We start from the raw sequence: 19,081 nt of genomic DNA, 5'->3' as shown, positions 1-19,081 counted from the left end.
CAAACATTAGCTGGTTTTTTTGTTTATGACATTTAGGTTTAAGACTGTTGCCGCAATAGTTGTATATAGATGTAAAGACCAGTATATAGAAACGCCGCCAAGCTCTTTTTATAATGAATCTATAAGAGGGTGTTCAAAAAGTCCGCTTTTGATCACGAAGTCAACCAGGAAGTAACTCGGCATCGAATCTTGCATTCACTCTCGAACAGCGTATGCTTTCGAAGTATGTTTCCTGCGGAAACATTTCAGCTGCTCATGTAGTCTTGCCTACACTGCGCTGCTCCTTACAAGTTTTGCAAAGCAAAACTCGCTTCGGAAGCATACGCTTCGAGTTCCTGCAACCTTCTCGGTGCTGAAAACCAACCTTTTTGAACACGCATTATAAGATATATTTACTACTTACTTTCACTTACTGGGAGGGTCGCACGTGAAAAGAAAACAGAAAATCAGTTTGGTCGTGGCGCTCATCATTAGCCTCGTTGCCGCCACTGCATGCGGGAAGCAAGAGGAGGCACAGAAGCCAGAGGGAGTACCAGCCACCGAGGCGAATGCCGTCTTGGAAATTTCAACGGTTCGTGCCAGTGATCCGTATCTGAAGTTTGATGAAGGAGAAGACTTTGACAACAACTCGGTGTACGACGCATACGAGAAAGACACCGGGGTGAGAATTACGAACAAATGGATAGCCGACGGCAGCCAGTTCCCAGAAAAGCTGAAGATGGCGATAGCTTCCAATGATATCCCTGACTTTTTCCCGGTTGAAGCCGCTCAACTGCAGCAGCTGATCGAAGCAGATATGATTATGGATTTGACAAGTGTGTATGAAGAGTTCGCCACGCCTGAAACGAAAAAGTTCATGAAAATGGACGGCGGTCTGCAGATGAAGTCTGCTACGTTCGATGACAAGCTGATGGCGATTCCACAGACGGGGAATCCTTATACCGGACAGTTCGTGTGGGTGCGAACCGACTGGCTGAAGCAGCTCAACCTGCCTGAACCGAACACGATGCAAGATTTAATGACAATTATGGAAGCGTTCGCAACGAAGGACCCGGGCGGAACGGGCAAGTCGTACGGCTTGGCATTGAATAAAACATTTAACGACGGCGCAACCGGCCTTGTCGGCTTCTTGAACGGCTACCATGCTTACTTGGAACAGTGGATTGACGATGGTACAGGTCAAATCGTGAGCGGAGACATTCAACCGCAAATGAAGGATGCATTGAAGGCATTGCAGGATATGTTCAAGAAAGGACTGATTGATCCTGAATTTGCTGTCAAGGATACGCAGAAGGCATCCGAATTGATCTTCGGTGACAGCATTGGCGTACTATACGGTGCCGAATGGACACCGGCCCATCTCGTCCAAGGGGCGGTAAAGGACGGAAAGGCCGTTCAGGAATGGGGCGTATATCGGCTGCCATCAGCTGACGACAAGCCAGCAAAGTCACAGATCGGATTGGGAGCCATCAATTACTATGTCGTGTCCAAAAAAGCCAAGCATCCAGAGGCTGTTATCAAGCTGCTGAATCATTGGATCGTGGTCGACAACAACCAGACGGAAGAAAATAAAGTATACGAATTTGGTAAAGATCGGGTGGAGAAGTCTAGCAACTACTGGCTGCTTAACCCGCTGACGCCACACAACCAGACGAATGACAACGGTGAAGTATTGCCGAAGGCGATTCAGAACAAGGACGCCAGCATTTTGACGACGAAGGAACACAGAACCCGGTATGGCCGAGCTATGAAATATGTGGAGGGCGATATTTCCATGTGGTGGGAATATTTGATTTCCGGCCCGAACGGATCGCTGTCACTCGTTCCGAAGATGAAGCAGGACAATCTATTCGAACAGACCAAGTTCTATGGCGCGCCGACGCCGACAATGGTTGAAAAAGGCGCGATTTTGAACAAGAAACGGGACGAAGTGTTCGTCAAAATCATTATGAATCAAGTTCCAATTGAGCAATTCGATCAATTTGTCGCCGATTGGAAGAAGCTCGGTGGAGATCAGATTACTGCGGAAGTGAACGAATGGTACGCCAAAAATAAATAATTGCATCGATGGATAGATGACATCTCGTTCCTTAGGGGAATCGGAACGCGTTCGGTTCCCCTTTTTCCTATTTTGATTTCAAGCAGGTGGTGCGTATGAATACAATAAAACGCATGTGGAAGACCGAGTGGCCGCTTCATGTCATGCTCCTTCCCGGATTGGTCTTCATTCTCATATTCAGTTATATTCCAATGGCTGGCATTATCATGGCTTTTCAGAAGTTCATCCCGAGTAAAGGGTTGTTTGGATCGCCGTTTGTCGGGTGGAAAAACTTTCAGTTTGTGATTGATTATCCCGATATCGGCCAAATCTTTTTCAACACCGTCTTCATTGCCGTTATGAAAATTGCAGCCGGACTCATCGTGCCGATTACGATCGCGATCTTGTTAAATGAACTGGGCAAAGAATGGATCAAACGGACCTTCCAAACGCTGGTCTATTTGCCGCACTTCTTATCTTGGGTGCTGCTAAGCGGGATCTTGATCGACATCTTATCTCCCTCTTCAGGCATCTTCAATCAACTCCTTGGCGTATTCGGCATTGATCCGATTTTTTTCCTGGGCGACAATAAGTGGTTTCCTTACGTGATGGTCATTTCAGACGTATGGAAGGAATTCGGATTCGGAACGATCGTGTACTTGGCTGCGCTCACCGGGATTAACCCATCGCTTTACGAAGCTGCAGAGATCGACGGAGCCGGGCGCTGGAAGCAGACGCTCTACGTGACCTTGCCGGGAATGATGCCGATTATCGTGTTGATGTTAACCTTGAACATCGGCAATGTGTTGAATGCGGGCTTCGATCAAATCTTCAATTTATACAGCCCGCAAGTGTATGAAAGCGCAGATATTATTGACACGTTCGTCTATCGCATGGGGATCCAGCAATCGCAATTCGGATTTGCAACCGCGGTGGGTCTGTTAAAGTCAATCGTCTCCTTTATTATGATTTCCGTGTCTTATATGTTGGCTTATCGTTTCGCGAACTATCGTATTTTCTAGCAAAGGAGCTTGGCGTACTTATGAAAAAGACACTGGGCCGGCGACTGTTTATTGGCTGCAATTTTCTGTTGCTTGCGGCGATCTCGTTTATGTGCTTGATGCCCATCATCCATATTTTGGCCATCTCGTTCAGCTCCGGCGCGTCGGCCTCGGCTGGCAAAGTGACATTATGGCCTGTCGAGTTCACCACGGCCGCTTATGAGAATGTATTCGGCAAGCCTGAATATTTGCAGGCCTTCTGGATTTCGATCCAGCGTGTCGTGCTCGGGACAGCCGCCAGCATGTTTCTAACGATACTAACGGCATATCCATTATCGAAAGACACGAGGCAATTTCGCCTGCGTACCGTTTACGTATGGATATTTGTATTCACGATTTTGTTTAACGGCGGTCTCATTCCTTGGTATATGACGATTAAGACGCTCGGTCTGATCGATTCGATATGGGCATTAGTGCTTCCGAGTGCGGTGCAGGTGTTCAATATTATTTTGCTGCTTAATTTTTACCGCAATTTGCCGAAGGAACTGGACGAATCGTCAAGGATGGACGGCGCCGGACACTTCACGACATTATGGAAAATATATGTGCCATTATCTCTGCCAGCGCTTGCGACAACCGGTCTCTTCACGATGGTCGGGCATTGGAACAGCTGGTTCGACGGGATGATCCTGATGAATCATCCTGATAAATACCCGCTGCAAACGTTTTTACAGACGATTATTATTAACCTGGACTTCCGATTTCTGAAATCGCAAGACGCAGAGTTAATGATTCAACTGTCCGATCGGACCAGCAAAGCAGCGCAAATATTTGTCGCCGCCTTTCCAATCCTGATCGTCTATCCGTTTTTGCAACGATTTTTCATTAAAGGAATTGTGATGGGAAGCGTCAAAGAATAATAGTTTAAAGTTATCTACTTAGGGAGATCAGATGATGAAGCTATTATTTCGCTTGAAAGACTCCTCGATTTTTATGAAAATCATGGCGGCGTTCATGACGGTGCTGCTTCCGCTCATTATGATCACGTGGCTCATCAATCACAAGGGAGCGGAAAGCATTCAGACGGAAATATCGCGGTCGACCATGAACACGACCCGGTTCTATCTCGATTCGCTCGAGAAGGAGGCGGATCGGATCATGCGATATTTGCCCAACTATGTTATGGACAGAGATTTGCTGGAACTAGCGGCGACGGGCAGAGATATGACCGATTACGAACGAGCGCAGAAAATAACGGCCATTCAGCAGCGGCTTGATCTAATGAAAAATTCGAGTCCGTTCATAAGGGAAGCGAAAGCTTACATTCCGCTGCTTGAACGAACCATTCTCAGTCTGCAATACGAAACGGCAATTGATCAGCAGGAATATAAGGCCATGCAGCTTAGCGCCAAGCATTACGATGAACCGTTCATCTATTGGCGGAATCGCTTGTTCATCAGCATGCAGTATCCAGCGAATTCCTTCAAGGAGCCGCTGTATGCCGTTAGTGTGGAGCTGTCCATTCGCGAAATAAAGGAGGCGCTTGACCAAATTGCCGGCTCGCTGGGCGGAGCAAGCGTGCTTTTGAATTTGGATCGCGACTGGGACATTCAGAGCAATGGCAATTCGGAATTGATGGAGCAGATCAAGGCTTTTACGCAGGAGAAGCGGCGCGGAGGAATGGAAGAAGGCTACGAAATGGTGCGATATGGCAGCGAGAGCTATTTGACCGTGTATAAGTATTCTCCGTTATGGAATTCGTACTCGATCACGTGCATTCCGGAATCCACCATTTTGGGGCCGCTTCAGACGTATCGGCAATGGTTTTGGTGGGCATGCGCCCTCGCGATCTGCGTTGGGCTGTTCTTCTCGTATTCGCTGTTCAAGCTCATCTATCGTCCATTAATGCGACTGATCCATTCGTTTAAGCGGGTGCAGCGCTTCAATCTGCAGCCGATCCCGATCGATCGCGGACATGACGAGTTCGGTTATCTATATCAAGCCTTTAATGATACAATTCAATCATTGAAGACGTTGATCGAGCAAAATTACGAACAACAAATTCGCAACCAAAGGTCAGAGTTGAAACGGCTGCAAGCCCAAATCAATCCTCACTTTTTATACAACTGCTTCTTTGTGCTGTGCCGGTTAATCAAGTCTGAGCATAAGGAGAAGGCCTATCAATTTTGCTTGTACATCGGCGAATATTTTCAATTTATTACACGGAACGATGAAGACGAGATACCGCTTGAGCTGGAAGTGAAGCATTCCCGCACGTATGTGGATATGCAGTCGATCTGCTACGGAGATCGCATCCGCGTCTGGTTCGACGTAGAGACACCGCACATCTTCGTTCCACGTCTCATTCTGCAGCCCATTATCGAGAATGCCTATAAGCATGCACTCGGCAACTTGTTGGCAACCGGCGAATTGTGGGTGCACAGCGAGCAGAAGGCGGAAGGGATTGCAATCTGTGTAGAGGACAACGGCAACAGCATGAGCGATGAAGAGCTGGAGTGGTTGTTGAATCGATTAAGACATTCCGCGGAATGTATCGACGAAACGACGGGACTTATTAATGTGCATCGGCGGATTCAGCTCCGTTATGGTGCAGATTACGGAATTGAAGTATCTCGCTCCGAGCTTGGCGGACTCAGAGTGCATATCTATCTCGGCATGAAGTAAAGGAGGAACCTGCATGTATCGGCTGCTCATCGTCGACGATCTGCCTATTATTGTAGATGGCCTGCTTGAACTGTTCGAACAGACGGAACGTTTGGAACTCGATATTATGAAAGCGTATTCTGGCGAAGAGGCTTTGGATGTGTTGCAGAATTACCGCGTCGATATCGTCATTTCAGACATCAAGATGCCGGGACTGGAAGGGATTGAATTATTGCAAGAAATCAAATCCCAATGGCCGGCCTGCAAAGTCATCTTTCTGACCGGGTACAACGATTTCCATTATATTCAGAGCGCCATCACCTACGGCGGGTTCGATTACATCTTGAAGGTGGAGAGCGACGATAAGATCATTCGCTCTGTCGAACGGGCGATCGCGTTGCTGGAGGAAGAAGGCGACCAGCGCCAAATGGTAGAGCGGGCCAACAACCGTATGCGGCAGGCGCTGCCTTTGCTGCAGAAGGAGTACGCTTGGGAGCTTCTGCAAGGAAAGCAGGAGACGGCAAGCGAGTTGGCACGGCATTTGCGGGAATTCGATATTCCTCTGCAGGCGGATCTGCCGGTGCTGCTGTTGCTCGGGCGAGTGGATGCATGGAAAGACACGTTCACGACGCCGGACAAGGCGCTGCTTATTTACGGGGTGCAAAATATAACCGAGGAATATGTAGCACCATATGTGCGCTGTTATTCATGTGTATACGACACGTCCAAAATCGTCTGGCTCATCCAACCGCGGGAGCTCGCGCTGGCAAGCCTTGCTTCGGAGCCATCTGCATCCTGCGAGATGCAAGCGTCAGGCGTATCCGATTCTGCTGCATGGAGAAACATGTACTCGTGCTTAAGCGACACGCTGGATACGGTTCAGCGGACTTGCAAGCAGCTGCTGCAAGTGTCTGTTTCATTCGCTATGAGCAGCGGACCGACAGAGTGGCACACCGTCTCCGACCGCTTCCATATGCTGAAGTATTGTTTCGTATATGGCCTGGGCTTGTCCAGCGAGGTCATTCTGACTGACTCTGACATCTTGAAGCAGCAAGAGAGCGAGACAGGAGGGACAACGAACGATTTTTTTCGCCATACCCGCATTCAGCTGCTCGTGAAATGCCTGGAGAACAACCATCGGGAGGAATATTACAAGCTGTATCTTCATCTGACGAAAATATGGAGTGACGATACGTACGCCTATGAACGAAAAATGGAGCTGTATCATTCCATGGCGGCCACTTTTTTGTCGTTCTTGAGCCAAAATGAAGCGTTCAAGCAGAAGGTAATCACTGTCCTCGACTTGGCTCCATTATACCAGAGGGACGATTCGGTATCTTGGCTGAATTTGAAGCAGTATTTTTTGAAAATGGCCGATTGCTTGTTTGAACGACAGGCTGCACAAGGGGAGCAGATGCCGGTTGAATTAGTCAAAAAAGTACACCGGTATATCGAAGATAACGTAGCGACCGATATATCGCTGTGTGCCATCGCAGATTATGTCGGGTTGAATCCATCTTATTTTTCCAGACTATACAAGCAGATGACTGGGATCGGGCTATCCGACTATATTAACGACTATCGCAACTTGCAAGCGAAAAAATGGCTGCTGAACAGCTCTATGAAGGTCAATGAAATCGCAGTTGCGCTTGGCTATAATTCTGCATTGGCCTTTATCCGGTTTTTCAAGAAGCAAAATCAATCGACACCGCAAGAATATCGGATGCAGCGCCAATACAAGGAAGTCAACAACGGTATATGAAAGTAAGGGTCTTGGTCTAAGCCTTAAGCCATGCTTTTCTCTGTGCAAAGGAGAACGGACGGATGTACAGCATCGGAAGCCATTGTATCATCGAACGCAATCGCTTATCGTAAGATAATTAGTTCAACTTATAAAGATTGAAGAAAAAGGATATTCACTTACTATTTATGGATACATCAGGGAAGATTGACAACGAGTTCCTATATTGATACAGTATGAACAACGAGGCATTTCGCTCCATACAGGGCGAGATGCCTTCGTGCATATTTGTGCCTTTTTACATTTAATGGACAACTGAGAAAGGAATGATGCAATGATTCAGGTGAAGGAGTTTTTAGATTTAGGTACCGCTTCAGCGGAGAAGAAGGCCAATGAATTTTTGGCTACGCTGCAAGACGACCAAGTGATCGATATTAAGTATTCGGCAGGTTATCGCTCGAATCGTGATACATCTGAGCAGAGAAGCTGCATTATGGTCATTTATCGAACCAACGATCATACAGGCATGCATGAGCCGTAGTGACGGGCAAAATAATGAACACGTAGAGGAGTTAATTGACATGACACATTGTTTTAAAGCGGTAACAAGAACGAATGAGAAGCGCTCCGCCTTGCGGGGACTGCGCAACGAGGGCAGAATCCCTTGCGTTATTCTCGACAAAGGAAGCAGCACCATGATTCATATCGACTCGAAGGAATTTACAAAATGGGTCAGAGACGGTCTTAGCAATAAGCTGGAGCTGAGCATTGACGGGGCAGGCAGCGTGTCCGTAGAAGTGAAGGCCATTCAGCGCCATCCGGTCACGAACGAAATTCTCCATGTCGATCTGCTTCCTGCAGACGGCGTGGCTGCTATTGCTTAAAGCCAAATCATACGTATGATAATCTGTATGGACTCATAAACCTTATCATATGGTAAAAAGAAGTCAGGGGAACAATGCCTCTGGCTTCTTTTTGAGTTGGGGGTTCATGAGGTATACGGGGCTGTCTTCTGAAAGCCTGCACAGCGTATCTCCTTCTTCGAGTTCTTGGTCCCTTTGGGTCGTGAGACCATATTCTGATGGAAGGGGAGAGTGAAGCAAGGCGGTCGGAGGAACAACTTGCCCATACTCCAAACGCCATTTAACCTGCTAATTCCCCAGTGATGATGGACAATTAATAAGCTTTACGAATGAAAATTGCGAAAAAGTTTCACAAGAATGCCGAATGGCAAACCATTTTGATGTAAAATATGATATATATCATCAATAGGAAACAATCGAGGTGTAGCATGATTATTTTGAAGAGCAAACAAGAAATTATGGAAATGCAGAAGTCGGGCAAGCTTTTGGCCCAATGCCACACAGAAATTAAAAACATGATCAAACCGGGTGTGACCACACATGACATCGACCAATTCGTAGAAAAATTTCTCGAGCAGCATGGAGCGACACCCGAGCAGAAAGGGTATCACGGCTATCCCTTCGCGACTTGCGCTTCCGTCAATGACGTCATCTGCCATGGCTTCCCGAACAAGGAACCGTTGAAGGAAGGGGATATCGTCACGATCGACATGGTCGTCAATCTCAATGGCGCTTTGTCCGACTCAGCTTGGAGCTATCGGGTAGGGGAGGTGTCGGAAGAGGCCGATCGATTGTTGAAGGTGACGGAGCAATGCCTGCACCTGGGTATCGAGCAGGCGGTCGTAGGCAACCGGATTGGAGACATCGGCTACGCCATTCAACATCACGCCGAACCGCTCGGCTATTCAGTCGTAAGGGACTTCATCGGACATGGCATTGGAAAAAGCATGCACGAGGAGCCGCAAGTCCCTCATTACGGCATTCGCAACCGCGGTGTAAGATTGAAGGAAGGCATGGTCATTACGATTGAACCGATGCTGAACACAGGAGCGTATCATGTCAAGCTGGACAGCGACGGCTGGACCGCTCGAACGGCGGACGGCAGCCTGTCCGCTCAATATGAGCATACGCTTGCCATTACGGAGGATGGTCCGCTCATTTTGACTAAGCTGTAATCCGTATCTGTCATACTGAACATGCTTAGCATGAACCGTGCGCTCCCTAAAACGGTGTTCCGTGGCGGGAGCGCATTTTTGTTTTTTCATCGGATTTATCCCGTATGCCGTTGAGAGCGCGAACGATTATTCCGGCAAGCCGATCGCAGCAATTAAAATGAAGAAGGAAATCCAAAAATAAAGTAAGATAATCCAATGAATTGTGAACGGCAATAGTTATAATAGCACTATACCATTAGAAGTGTTATTAATTATGGTATGTAGCATTCGATTTTGATTCAACCAAGAGAGAGAAGCAGATAAAGAGGTGTCTAGGATATGAGTGTGAAGGCAATCTTGCTGGGGGCCGGAGTGCGTGGCGCGGAAGTATACGCGAAGCATGCATTGCAATACCCGGAAGAACTGCAATTTGTAGCCGTTGCCGAACCGGATGAGAAAAGACGGGCTTCTTTCGCGCGAGAGTATAATATTGCTGACGAACATGTATATGCGGACTGGAAGGACGTATTTCAACAGCCTCGCTTCGCGGATGCCGTATTCATTTGCACGCAGGATCGGATGCATTACGACGCAGCGATGACAGCGCTTGAAAAAGGGTATCATATCTTGCTCGAAAAGCCAATCTCGCCATCGCCTATCGAATGTGTAGAGATTGAGGAGGCTGCACTGCGGCACCGTCGCATTTTAACGATATGCTATGTTCTCCGTTACACGCCGTTCTGGTCTACAATTAAACAGATTATCGATCGGGGCGATATTGGCAAGGTCGTAAATATCCAATTAAGCGAGAATGTGGGCTTTGCGCATATGGCACACAGCTATGTGCGAGGCAACTGGCGCAGCACGGAGCATTCCAGCCCGATGATACTTGCGAAGTCGTGCCACGATCTAGATATTATTTTGTGGCTGATGGCCCAAGATTGCAAGCGGTTAACTTCATTCGGCTCTCTGTTTCACTTCAAGAAGGAAAATATGCCGGAGGGGGCAACCGAGCATTGCACAGACGGTTGTCCGCATGTTGAGGACTGCTGTTATTCCGACTTGCGTTATTATTTAGGAGAAGGCCGCCGACGCGCGCTTCATTTCTCTACAGATCTATCTGATGAAAGTATTCGCGAGAAGGTTGGTCATACGCCATATGGCCGCTGTGTATACCGATGTGACAATGACGTCGTCGATCACCAAGTGGTTAATATGGAATTCGAAAATGGAGCGACGGCCTCTTTCACCTTATCGGCATTTACCCATGATAGCTCGCGTACGGTGCAGATTTCAGGGACACGTGGTGAAATTAGAGGGAATATGCAGAAGCAATCATTCACGGTGTTTGATTTTGCAAGCAACCGCTCTCATGAAATAAAGGTCCATGATGAAGGAAGTGAAGGCTGCAGCATTATGCTTAGCGAGTTCTGCCATCTTATTCAATACCCGAATAATACGTATGCGCAAGCTTCGTTGCGTGGTTCCGTACAGAGCCATATGATGTCCTTTGCAGCAGAGGAATCTCGATTGCAGCATGGAAAACCGATAGAAATATCGGAAATTACACAACGCTACAGACAATTTTCCGGCTGTGAAGCAGTTGGTTCTTGTTAATGCTTTGGAATTGTTCCGAATTATGAAGCCTGGAGGAGTGTGTTTACTCACGCAAACCATTGTTATGATAAATCGCCCGCTTCAGGCTTTAGCATCACTGAACGTGGAGATAGCTGTCCTCTGTCCGACGGGTATGTCAGGTAGTTCACTGAACAGGATCTGGAGGAAGGGTTATCGCTATCTCCATTTATCATTATTGATAGCTCCCCGAAGGGAATATGATCGCCACGTTCTGGCGTATAATTGCGAAACAGTACTTCCCCATGCTGCGCCCCCGCGCCATAGCGAAACGATAGAATAATAACCGCTGCTATATTTAACCTCATGGCTGTTTTAATCCCTAAAATATATTAAGCTTTAAAGTATCCGACCCATGGGAAAAACTTAATTCCGACGACGATGATGATGCCCAGAATATCTGCCTGGAGCATGTTGCCGATTATTTTCAAGAATACTTGGACAATTAGAAGGGCAAGGGAATCGATGTATTTGCATCAAGAACGTCATCGTAGCCGATCGCCGATGTAGAAGGAGGTTGCACGCTCTTGAAAAAATTATTGATATCCGCTATTTTCACCATTGCCGTCGTCGGCGCGATATGGTTCGTGTATGAGTCACAATCTGATGATGGCTCAAGCGATTCAATCGTCAGCGCCATCGAGAAGGTGCGAGGGTACGCGTATGTCGGTTATATCATTCCTGAACAGCCGGTAGAGGGCGGAGTCGTCGTATTCTTCCTGCGGAATGCTACTGGAAACAAAGCCGGATCTGCGGTCTCTACGGAATATGTGAAGAAGACACCATCAGGTTGGAAATGGGGATCTGGCGGCAGTTTCTCTGCTTCCAATTTACATATGACGCTTCCTGAGCAGCAAGCGCGTAACAACCCCATTCCGATTGGCAATGCAAGCATGTATGTGCCGAGCACGGCAGGCTCGGAATTCGGGGACAGCCCGTTTCCGATGCTCATCGGCGTCGTCGTACATCCAGACGAGGCGAGAGTGGTTGTCAAGGATGGAGTGAAGGGGCTTGAAAGGCAAGCGGAGCTCATCAAAGTAAGCGATTCGTTCAAATTGTACTATACTTTTTTGGATGAGGTTCAGGGACAAAAGCTGTATATTACCACTTATAATGACAATGGTGACATCGTGCGGGAGGATATCATCGATGAAACGGTGACTATCACTACGATAACCAATCCGAAATAGCGAAAAAAACAATGAGGTGGTGGCATAGCATGACAGGTCGAATCTATTTTATTAACAATCCGTGACCGAATGGTCATCGCATCAGTACCGTATTTCATCGCATCCGGTTCGACCGGGCAGATAACGACGCCTATACGATTCATTGGCAAGGGAAGGCGGCTATGACGTATGCCGGGATGAAGAATTCAAGTATGATTACAAGACGACGATCTCTGCGGCTGTATTTCAAGGCATAGAGATACATACGGAGATTGATGAGCGTACGGCGCATCAGCTGCTGGAGAGATATGTGCAGCACCCGAACGAGTTTACGCTGATTGAAGTGGATGGGCAAAGAAAGTTTGTTTTTCGGAAATAACTATGGCTCGGGCCTTAGCGGGTTAGGGAAGCTGGAAGTCTTGGGGTTCACTCTCCCACTAGCTCCCTCTGGAGCTAACGTCAGATTGAGCAAGGTAAAGAGTGTCAAATTGCTCTTTTGTTCACTCTCCCCATGATTCAGATTATGCAATAAATAGGTCAGCAACAAAAGGCATTTCTACCGCACATTCTTCCAGGGGCAGCGTAATCTGTTGGATTTCCGATACGAATGGATTCGTGGCAACCGCATGAGCGGAACGGTCGTCGGGGGCAACATCCGCTGCTTTTTGAAGCTGGCGGGGACGGCGTACTTTCCGGATTTTACGGACACCGTCATTCTGCTGGAAAGCTTGGGCGGACGCGCGAATCGCATCGTGCCTCTCATCGCGCAGCTCCAGCAGCTCGGTGCCTTCGAACACTGTACCGGCATCATTCTCGGCTCCTTCACCGAGTTGGAGCAGCACGGGGAGTACGCCATCGTTGAAGAATACCTCGTAGCTCTGACGCAACGAAGAAGCATTCCTATCGTAAAAACGATTGAGATCGGGCATGAAAAGGAATGTAAAGGTATCGTCATCGGGAGTCAAATTGTATTAGATAGATGAGTGGCTAAGGGGAATAACAACCCATTCTAATGTTAGGAGGTTATGTTATGAAGCAAAACCAACTAAACGCTCAAGGCAATCCAAGCCTCTTTCTCGTAACAGGTATTATGGCATCCGGAAAATCAACGGTCGCGCAGCTATTGGCGGAACGATTCACGAAAGGAGTTCATGTGCGTGGAGATGCATTCCGCCGTATGATTGTGAGCGGGCGCGAGGAAATGCTGCCTGACGCATCGAAGGAAGCGATTCGACAGCTGCATCTGCGGTACCGCTTGGCGGCAGCCGCAGCGGATGCGTACGTGGAAGCCGGATTCCATACGGTGGTACAAGACGTGATTGTAGGGGCCGAGGTCAACACATTCATTCAGTCCGTCAAGACCCGCCCTTTCTATATGGTCGTGCTCTGTCCGCGAACCGACATCGTGGCGGTCCGGGAAGCGGCCCGGAACAAGCAGGGCTACGGAATATGGACGGTATCGGATTTAGATCATATCCTTCACAATGAAACGCCTCGAATTGGCATGTGGCTCGACTCTTCCGAGCTGACCCCGGAGGAAACGGCCGATGAAATTTGGCGCAGGGCATGGACAGAGGCGCTAGTTTTGCCGTAGGCTTATAGTAGTTCAAAAAGGGACTCTTTTGGAACAGTGATAAGTAGAGACTCATTCGTAATGATCTCAGCTAAGGAAAGGATGAATTGCAATGGAACAATGGGAGTATAAGACGTTGAAAATTAAAACAGGGGGTTTCCTCGGCGGCAAGGTCGACGAAAAATCGTTCGAAGATGAGCTGAATCAGCTTGGCATGGATGGCTGGGAGTTGGTATCCTGCTTCGATACAAGTCTATCGGGCCAGACGACCGACGTCATCTCGGTATTCAAAAGAAGGAAGAAAATGTGATGCTGTTCACTGCCAATAGGATCCATGTCAGACCGCTCCGTGACAGTGACGCTACCCTGCTTGTCACGTGGCTGTCGGATCCCGAAGTGCTGCGTTATTATGAAGGCAGAGATCGCCCGCACGACCTCGCGATGGTCCAGAAGCATTTTTATGGGCGCTCCCGCGACATTACACCGTGCATTGTAGAGTATGATGATACGGCCATCGGGTACATTCAATATTACTCGCTCGCGGAAGAAGAACGTCAGGAATATGGTTATGAAGAATCCGAGGGACGATTTTTCGGGATGGATCAATTTATCGGAGCAACGGAGTATTGGAACAAAGGGATTGGAACCGAGCTGGTTCAAGCCATGGCACGTCATTTAACAACGGAATATCATGCCGATAAAATCGTCATGGATCCGCAAACGTGGAATGAGCGCGCGCTTAAAGTGTATGAGAAGTGCGGATTTCATAAGGTCAAATTACTGCCGCAGCATGAATATCACGAAGGTGAAATGCGGGACTGCTGGCTCATTGAATACGAAGCAAACCAAGCGTGAAAATATCGGCATACCTATTACAATGTGAAAGGGAGGACATATGCTCTATCATTTCAGCGAGGAACCGGATATCGAAATATTCAAGCCACGGCCGCCGACTTCGTTTCCGCAATATCCGCCTATGGTATTCGCGATTGATGAGGCTAGCGCTGTGCATTACTTTTTCCCAAGGGACTGTCCCCGGGTCATCTATTGGAAAGCGGCGTGGACGACAGAGGAAGATCGCGATCTTTTCTTCGCGAATACGACCGTAGACAAAATTATCGTCGTCGAAAATGGGTGGCTGAAGCGAATCCGCAGTACGAAGCTATATGTATATACGTTTCCCGCGGAGAAGTTTCAATTGTTCGAAGAAGCCAAAACGGCTGGGTATTACACAGCAGCGGAGGAAATCGTTCCTTTGCAGGTCGAGCCGGTCGGCGATTTGCTAGAGCGGATCGCGAGCCAGCACGTAGAATTGCGGTTCACCCCGGATTTGCATCCCATTCGCAATAGCGTTATCGCTTCTACGCTGGATTTTTCCATCATCCGCTTCAAACATGCGGCGAAGGCGAACGCAACCATTGAGCATAGGAGAGAGCATTATGGTTAGAAAAGAGTATATCGACACGTTCACGAGCAATATGGAGCATACAGGTGTTAAGCTGCGGGATGAGGTTCATTCCGAAGGGCTGTGGCACCAAACGTTTCATTGTTGGTTATGGAGGGTGGAGAACGGGAAAGCGCACCTTTTGTTTCAAAGAAGACATAGCCAAAAGAAAGATTACGCCGGGCTATTGGATATTACGACAGCAGGACATCTGGAAGCCGGGGAACGTCCGCTGGATGGCGTCCGAGAGTTGAGGGAGGAGCTAGGAATTGACTTGGATCCGTCACAGCTCACCTATACCGGTGTCATTTCCGATTCGATTAAGGGCGACAACATCATTGACAATGAGTTTGGCCATGTTTTTTTCCATGAGTATCAAGGCTCTTTAACGGATTTCCGATTGCAGGAAGATGAAGTCACTTCGATTGTCACAGTCGAAGTTGGGCATTTTCGCTTGCTGTTTACCCATGAAGCAGAGAGCATTGCTGGAACAGAATTCGTGCCTGTGCACGGTCCTGCTGGCGTGGAAGTGAAGCTGACGATGGGCGATTTTGTTCCGCATGAACGTACATATTATGAGTTTATATTGGACCACCTAGCAAGTTGTGTGGAGTGAACCAGAGCCCGCAAATACTTGAAAATACTCGAAATTATAGTAGAAGGACTGAACTGCCAAGCATCGAAAGGAGTTACAGCAGATGAAGGAAGAAAGGGCACTGATAAAGGACTATTTGGATTCGTTTCTGACAAACGTTGATCCATTAGCGTTCATGAGTGTGGAGGAAAATGTGCCGGATGATATGAGAGCCGGTGAAGTAGATGAAGAAGGTTGGGTGAACTGGAAGCTCATCCCCTCTACTATTACCGATGAGGAAATTCGGGAATTGGAAGCTGAGTTCTCGATCTCCTTTCCACCACTATTGAAGGCATTGCTCCAAACGTATCATTATATCGATCTACACTTCAATAACGTGAAGGAAGAGGACGGATATAAAGGCGATTGCCGATTCATTGAAATGCCTGCGATGTCGTCGGAGGACAGGCTGTCCAACTACCGGTTTCTGCTTCAGTCCTGGGAGCCGTTGTTAGCGGCAGGTTATGTTCCTTTTACGGAATGTGAAGACAGTCAAGGCCCTGTCTGCTTCGACACGTTGAGAATGGACGAAGACGGCGATTGCCCCGTCATATGGATTCTGCACGATTATTTGCATGAGCTGGGGGAAGATGGGTCTCGGGTACGAGCGAATGTGCTGCCGTACGTAAATGACATCTTTGCTTCATTCCGTGAAATGATCATGACGTTATGCTCACTGCGGAATACAGAAGAACAAATAGAGGACTAATCTTCCAGGTCATAATCGCACGTCTCCAGATCATCCATAGGAACCTTCAATGCTTCTGACATGCCGGCCCTCCTTTCCCAACGAAGCTAGTTTGGAAAATGTTCTTTTTTTGTGGCTCACGAAAAAAAACTTCAGGTTAATCCAGATAAAGGCGTGCGCATTCTGTGCGAGTTGATTGAACACCGGAAGCTGTATGTGAAAGACAGAGCCATTTTTATCGCAGGCGAGCAGAAGATAGAGGAGGCCCGTCCTTACTTGGAAGCGGCGCTCGCCGACTATCGAATTCCGCCTGCAGAGAGCGATCCGATTCGCGGTGGTGGCCGGGCTCACTCCAGACGCATATGCGACCAAGCCACAATTGCGCTAGACAAGCTGAATCAAGGTTAACGGCTTAACGGCTGATAACTGGTGAGATGAGATTGGTGACATAACTGTTGCGCTTTGATAAGGAAACGGAGAGACAAGGCACGTGATTCGTTACCGGTTGTATAACAGATATGATCCTTAGTGCTTCCAGTCAACGACTATACTCTGAAAAGATCTTATCGCCACTCTCCCTTTCATTCAGAATGATTCATCCCTCCGTATGGGGGAAGTTGTGTGCCTGTCTTCTCCCCGTTCCGTGCAACGTTAGTCCTCAGACTGTGCAGCAGTTCATGCTACCGCATAACTGCCATGCCACATCACAGTTGAGCGTTGGGCTGACTTGTGAAATCGTTGTTTCTGATCGAAGGGGAGAGTGACTATAAGCGCCAAACGGAGAGAGCTCGTCTCCCCAAATGTGGATTCGGACATTCATGGAATGACCGGACGACGTCCCTATGATGCGACGAACGATCAGGGTCAGACAGCCATTCATAGGACCAATGACTGGTCTTCGCTCACTAGTTTGCTGCTTAGGCAATGGCAGTCATCTCAAATTTCAATATCCTCATGTAACGGGTAAAGTGAAATACCCGCTCGGTATGGTTGCTTGTTGCCCTCCAACTGCACAACTACAGTTAGCTTGTTCTGTACAACGTTACTCCTCAGAATGTGCAGCAGTGCAGCATGGAATTACATTAGATCCAAGCGGCTGCTCAAGTAAATTTTGTCGTCTCGTATGTAAAATAATATTGAAAACGATTTCATTTCTTGTTATACTCTGGGTGTGAGTCAGATGGAAGTGTGCCGAAGTGTACATAGCGATTCATTTATCTGAAAATATATGACAGAGGCTGAGTTTTTAATGGACATTAAAATTGTGGATGTATCAAGAGCAGCAAAGGTGTCTCCGACGACCGTCTCCAGAGTGTTGAATAATAACCCGCTGGTAAAGGCTGATACGAGGAAAAAGGTGCTGAAGGTTATTGAGGAATTGAATTATGTGCCCCATGCTGCTGCGAAAAATCTGCGACAGCAAAAAACGTTGACCCTAGGCGTGATTGTACCGGATATTATGGTGTCCTACTACACGAATCTGGTCAAAGGCATTCAGAACAAGGCCTACTCCGAGAAATTCAAAGTCATCATTTGTGATGCGCAAAACAATAAAGATATCGAATCGGAGTATTTGCAGCTGCTCACCAACCGAAGCGTGGACGGAATGATTTTGGTGGAGTCGATGTTATCCAAGCAAGAAGTGATGGAGCTTGTCGAACGAGGGTATGTAATCGGCACGATCGGGCGCAGCATTGTGGATCCTAAAATCTTCAACGTCCAGACCAATACGGCTGAGGTTGCCCAGCAAGCGGTGGAGCATCTCATTGAGCAGGGACATAAGGATATTGCATTCATCAGCGGCTATGCGCATGCCGTAGACAGCTTTGACCGTCTAGAAGGATATATTAAAGCTTTGAGAGATCATGGCATTCCATTTCGTCCGGAGCTTGTAGAGAACGGTGATTTCAACCAAGAAGGCGGTTATGCGGCAATACAGCGTCTTTGGGCCAAAGAACTTGATTTCACGGCAGTATTCTCGGCAAATGACGAGATGGCCTTAGGCGTGTATGATGCATGCCGGGAAGGGAGCATAGCCATTCCCCAAGAGCTCGCCATCGTTGGTGTTGATAATGAGAGGGTGTCCCGATACTTGACGCCGCCCCTGAGCACGATCAACCAACTGAAGGTTGAAATGGGGTACGCTCTGGCTGAATTGCTAATTCGGCAGATCAACGGTGAGCTGGATGATGAACATGACCGAATAGCGATTATTGATTCTCAACTATGCATACGCGGTTCCTCGGATTATAAAAGAACATAAGTCCGGGCTTCTTAGCCGAGGACCCCTTTTATAAAATGCACAAAAATGAAATCGATTTCATAAAAGTGTGGTTATTGTAGCTTGTATTACTAAAAGAGTGGTATTTCTACAATGGATACATATATATTCTGAATTTATGAAAACGATGTCATTTGAGAGTCTTACTACGGTTTCATGCAATTATACCTATATATTATAAGACAAAGGGGATAAC

The 19,081-nt window shown here is 47.7% G+C and carries 20 protein-coding genes; all 20 read left to right on the top strand.

Going from position 1 to position 19,081, the window contains the following annotated elements; genetic code table 11:
• Nucleotides 1-427 precede the first annotated feature (427 nt).
• The 20 genes from A372_RS0107110 (at nt 428) to A372_RS0107015 (ending at nt 18,867) form a co-directional block, all read left to right on the top strand.
• The gene (locus A372_RS0107110; protein WP_019420140.1) at nt 428-2,059 is read left to right on the top strand and encodes an extracellular solute-binding protein; all 1,632 of its coding nucleotides are present in this window, start codon (nt 428-430) and stop codon (nt 2,057-2,059) included.
• Nucleotides 2,060-2,154: 95 nt separating this feature from the next.
• Nucleotides 2,155-3,060 carry an ABC transporter permease gene (locus tag A372_RS0107105; RefSeq protein WP_019420139.1) on the top strand — a complete coding sequence of 302 codons (906 nt, stop codon included), beginning with the start codon at nt 2,155-2,157 and terminating at the stop codon, nt 3,058-3,060.
• A 20-nt stretch (nt 3,061-3,080) separates the two neighbouring features.
• Nucleotides 3,081-3,959 carry a carbohydrate ABC transporter permease gene (locus A372_RS0107100; protein ID WP_019420138.1) on the top strand — a complete coding sequence of 293 codons (879 nt, stop codon included), beginning with the start codon at nt 3,081-3,083 and terminating at the stop codon, nt 3,957-3,959.
• Between the two features lie 34 nt (nt 3,960-3,993).
• The gene (locus A372_RS0107095; RefSeq protein ID WP_019420137.1) at nt 3,994-5,724 is read left to right on the top strand and encodes a sensor histidine kinase; all 1,731 of its coding nucleotides are present in this window, start codon (nt 3,994-3,996) and stop codon (nt 5,722-5,724) included.
• Between the two features lie 13 nt (nt 5,725-5,737).
• Nucleotides 5,738-7,465: a response regulator transcription factor gene (locus A372_RS0107090; RefSeq protein ID WP_019420136.1), complete on the top strand. Its 1,728-nt coding sequence runs from the start codon at nt 5,738-5,740 to the stop codon at nt 7,463-7,465.
• Between the two features lie 313 nt (nt 7,466-7,778).
• Nucleotides 7,779-7,985, top strand: coding sequence for a sporulation protein Cse60 (locus A372_RS0107085; protein WP_019420135.1), 207 nt, complete (start codon nt 7,779-7,781; stop codon nt 7,983-7,985).
• Nucleotides 7,986-8,025: 40 nt separating this feature from the next.
• A complete protein-coding gene (locus A372_RS0107080) occupies nt 8,026-8,328 on the top strand; it encodes a hypothetical protein (RefSeq protein WP_019420134.1) in 303 nt (100 codons plus the stop codon).
• 407 nt (nt 8,329-8,735) lie between these two features.
• On the top strand, nt 8,736-9,482 hold the full coding sequence (gene map, locus A372_RS0107075) for a type I methionyl aminopeptidase (RefSeq protein WP_019420133.1): 747 nt from the start codon (nt 8,736-8,738) through the stop codon (nt 9,480-9,482).
• A 318-nt stretch (nt 9,483-9,800) separates the two neighbouring features.
• Complete coding sequence (locus tag A372_RS0107070) at nt 9,801-11,078, top strand: Gfo/Idh/MocA family protein (protein ID WP_019420132.1); 1,278 nt, start codon at nt 9,801-9,803, stop codon at nt 11,076-11,078.
• 545 nt (nt 11,079-11,623) lie between these two features.
• Nucleotides 11,624-12,286, top strand: a complete 663-nt coding sequence (locus tag A372_RS0107065; RefSeq protein WP_019420131.1) for a hypothetical protein — start codon at nt 11,624-11,626, stop codon at nt 12,284-12,286.
• 142 nt (nt 12,287-12,428) lie between these two features.
• Nucleotides 12,429-12,644 carry a hypothetical protein gene (locus A372_RS0107060; protein ID WP_019420130.1) on the top strand — a complete coding sequence of 72 codons (216 nt, stop codon included), beginning with the start codon at nt 12,429-12,431 and terminating at the stop codon, nt 12,642-12,644.
• A gap of 211 nt (nt 12,645-12,855) precedes the next feature.
• The gene (locus tag A372_RS33460; protein ID WP_019420129.1) at nt 12,856-13,248 is read left to right on the top strand and encodes a hypothetical protein; all 393 of its coding nucleotides are present in this window, start codon (nt 12,856-12,858) and stop codon (nt 13,246-13,248) included.
• 47 nt (nt 13,249-13,295) lie between these two features.
• Nucleotides 13,296-13,859 (top strand): AAA family ATPase, encoded by a 564-nt coding sequence (locus A372_RS0107050; protein WP_019420128.1) that lies wholly within the window; start codon nt 13,296-13,298, stop codon nt 13,857-13,859.
• A 91-nt stretch (nt 13,860-13,950) separates the two neighbouring features.
• On the top strand, nt 13,951-14,148 hold the full coding sequence (locus A372_RS0107045) for a DUF4177 domain-containing protein (protein WP_019420127.1): 198 nt from the start codon (nt 13,951-13,953) through the stop codon (nt 14,146-14,148).
• Nucleotides 14,148-14,693 (top strand): GNAT family N-acetyltransferase, encoded by a 546-nt coding sequence (locus tag A372_RS0107040; protein WP_019420126.1) that lies wholly within the window; start codon nt 14,148-14,150, stop codon nt 14,691-14,693. Before A372_RS0107045 ends, A372_RS0107040 begins: the two co-directional genes overlap by 1 nt.
• 40 nt (nt 14,694-14,733) lie before the next feature.
• Nucleotides 14,734-15,285 carry a DUF6886 family protein gene (locus A372_RS33455; protein WP_019420125.1) on the top strand — a complete coding sequence of 184 codons (552 nt, stop codon included), beginning with the start codon at nt 14,734-14,736 and terminating at the stop codon, nt 15,283-15,285.
• A complete protein-coding gene (locus A372_RS0107030; RefSeq protein WP_019420124.1) occupies nt 15,278-15,898 on the top strand; it encodes an NUDIX hydrolase in 621 nt (206 codons plus the stop codon). The genes A372_RS33455 and A372_RS0107030 overlap by 8 nt, the downstream gene beginning before the upstream one ends.
• An 82-nt stretch (nt 15,899-15,980) precedes the next feature.
• Nucleotides 15,981-16,625 carry an SMI1/KNR4 family protein gene (locus tag A372_RS0107025; RefSeq protein ID WP_019420123.1) on the top strand — a complete coding sequence of 215 codons (645 nt, stop codon included), beginning with the start codon at nt 15,981-15,983 and terminating at the stop codon, nt 16,623-16,625.
• A 111-nt stretch (nt 16,626-16,736) separates the two neighbouring features.
• On the top strand, nt 16,737-17,012 hold the full coding sequence (locus A372_RS0107020; RefSeq protein WP_019420122.1) for a hypothetical protein: 276 nt from the start codon (nt 16,737-16,739) through the stop codon (nt 17,010-17,012).
• Nucleotides 17,013-17,853: 841 nt separating this feature from the next.
• Nucleotides 17,854-18,867 carry a LacI family DNA-binding transcriptional regulator gene (locus tag A372_RS0107015; protein WP_019420121.1) on the top strand — a complete coding sequence of 338 codons (1,014 nt, stop codon included), beginning with the start codon at nt 17,854-17,856 and terminating at the stop codon, nt 18,865-18,867.
• Nucleotides 18,868-19,081: the final 214 nt, after the last annotated feature.

The sequence above is a fragment of the Paenibacillus sp. OSY-SE genome (assembly GCF_000283315.1).
Classification (GTDB): domain Bacteria; phylum Bacillota; class Bacilli; order Paenibacillales; family Paenibacillaceae; genus Paenibacillus_B; species Paenibacillus_B profundus.
This window is presented reverse-complemented; position numbering and strand designations above follow the sequence as displayed.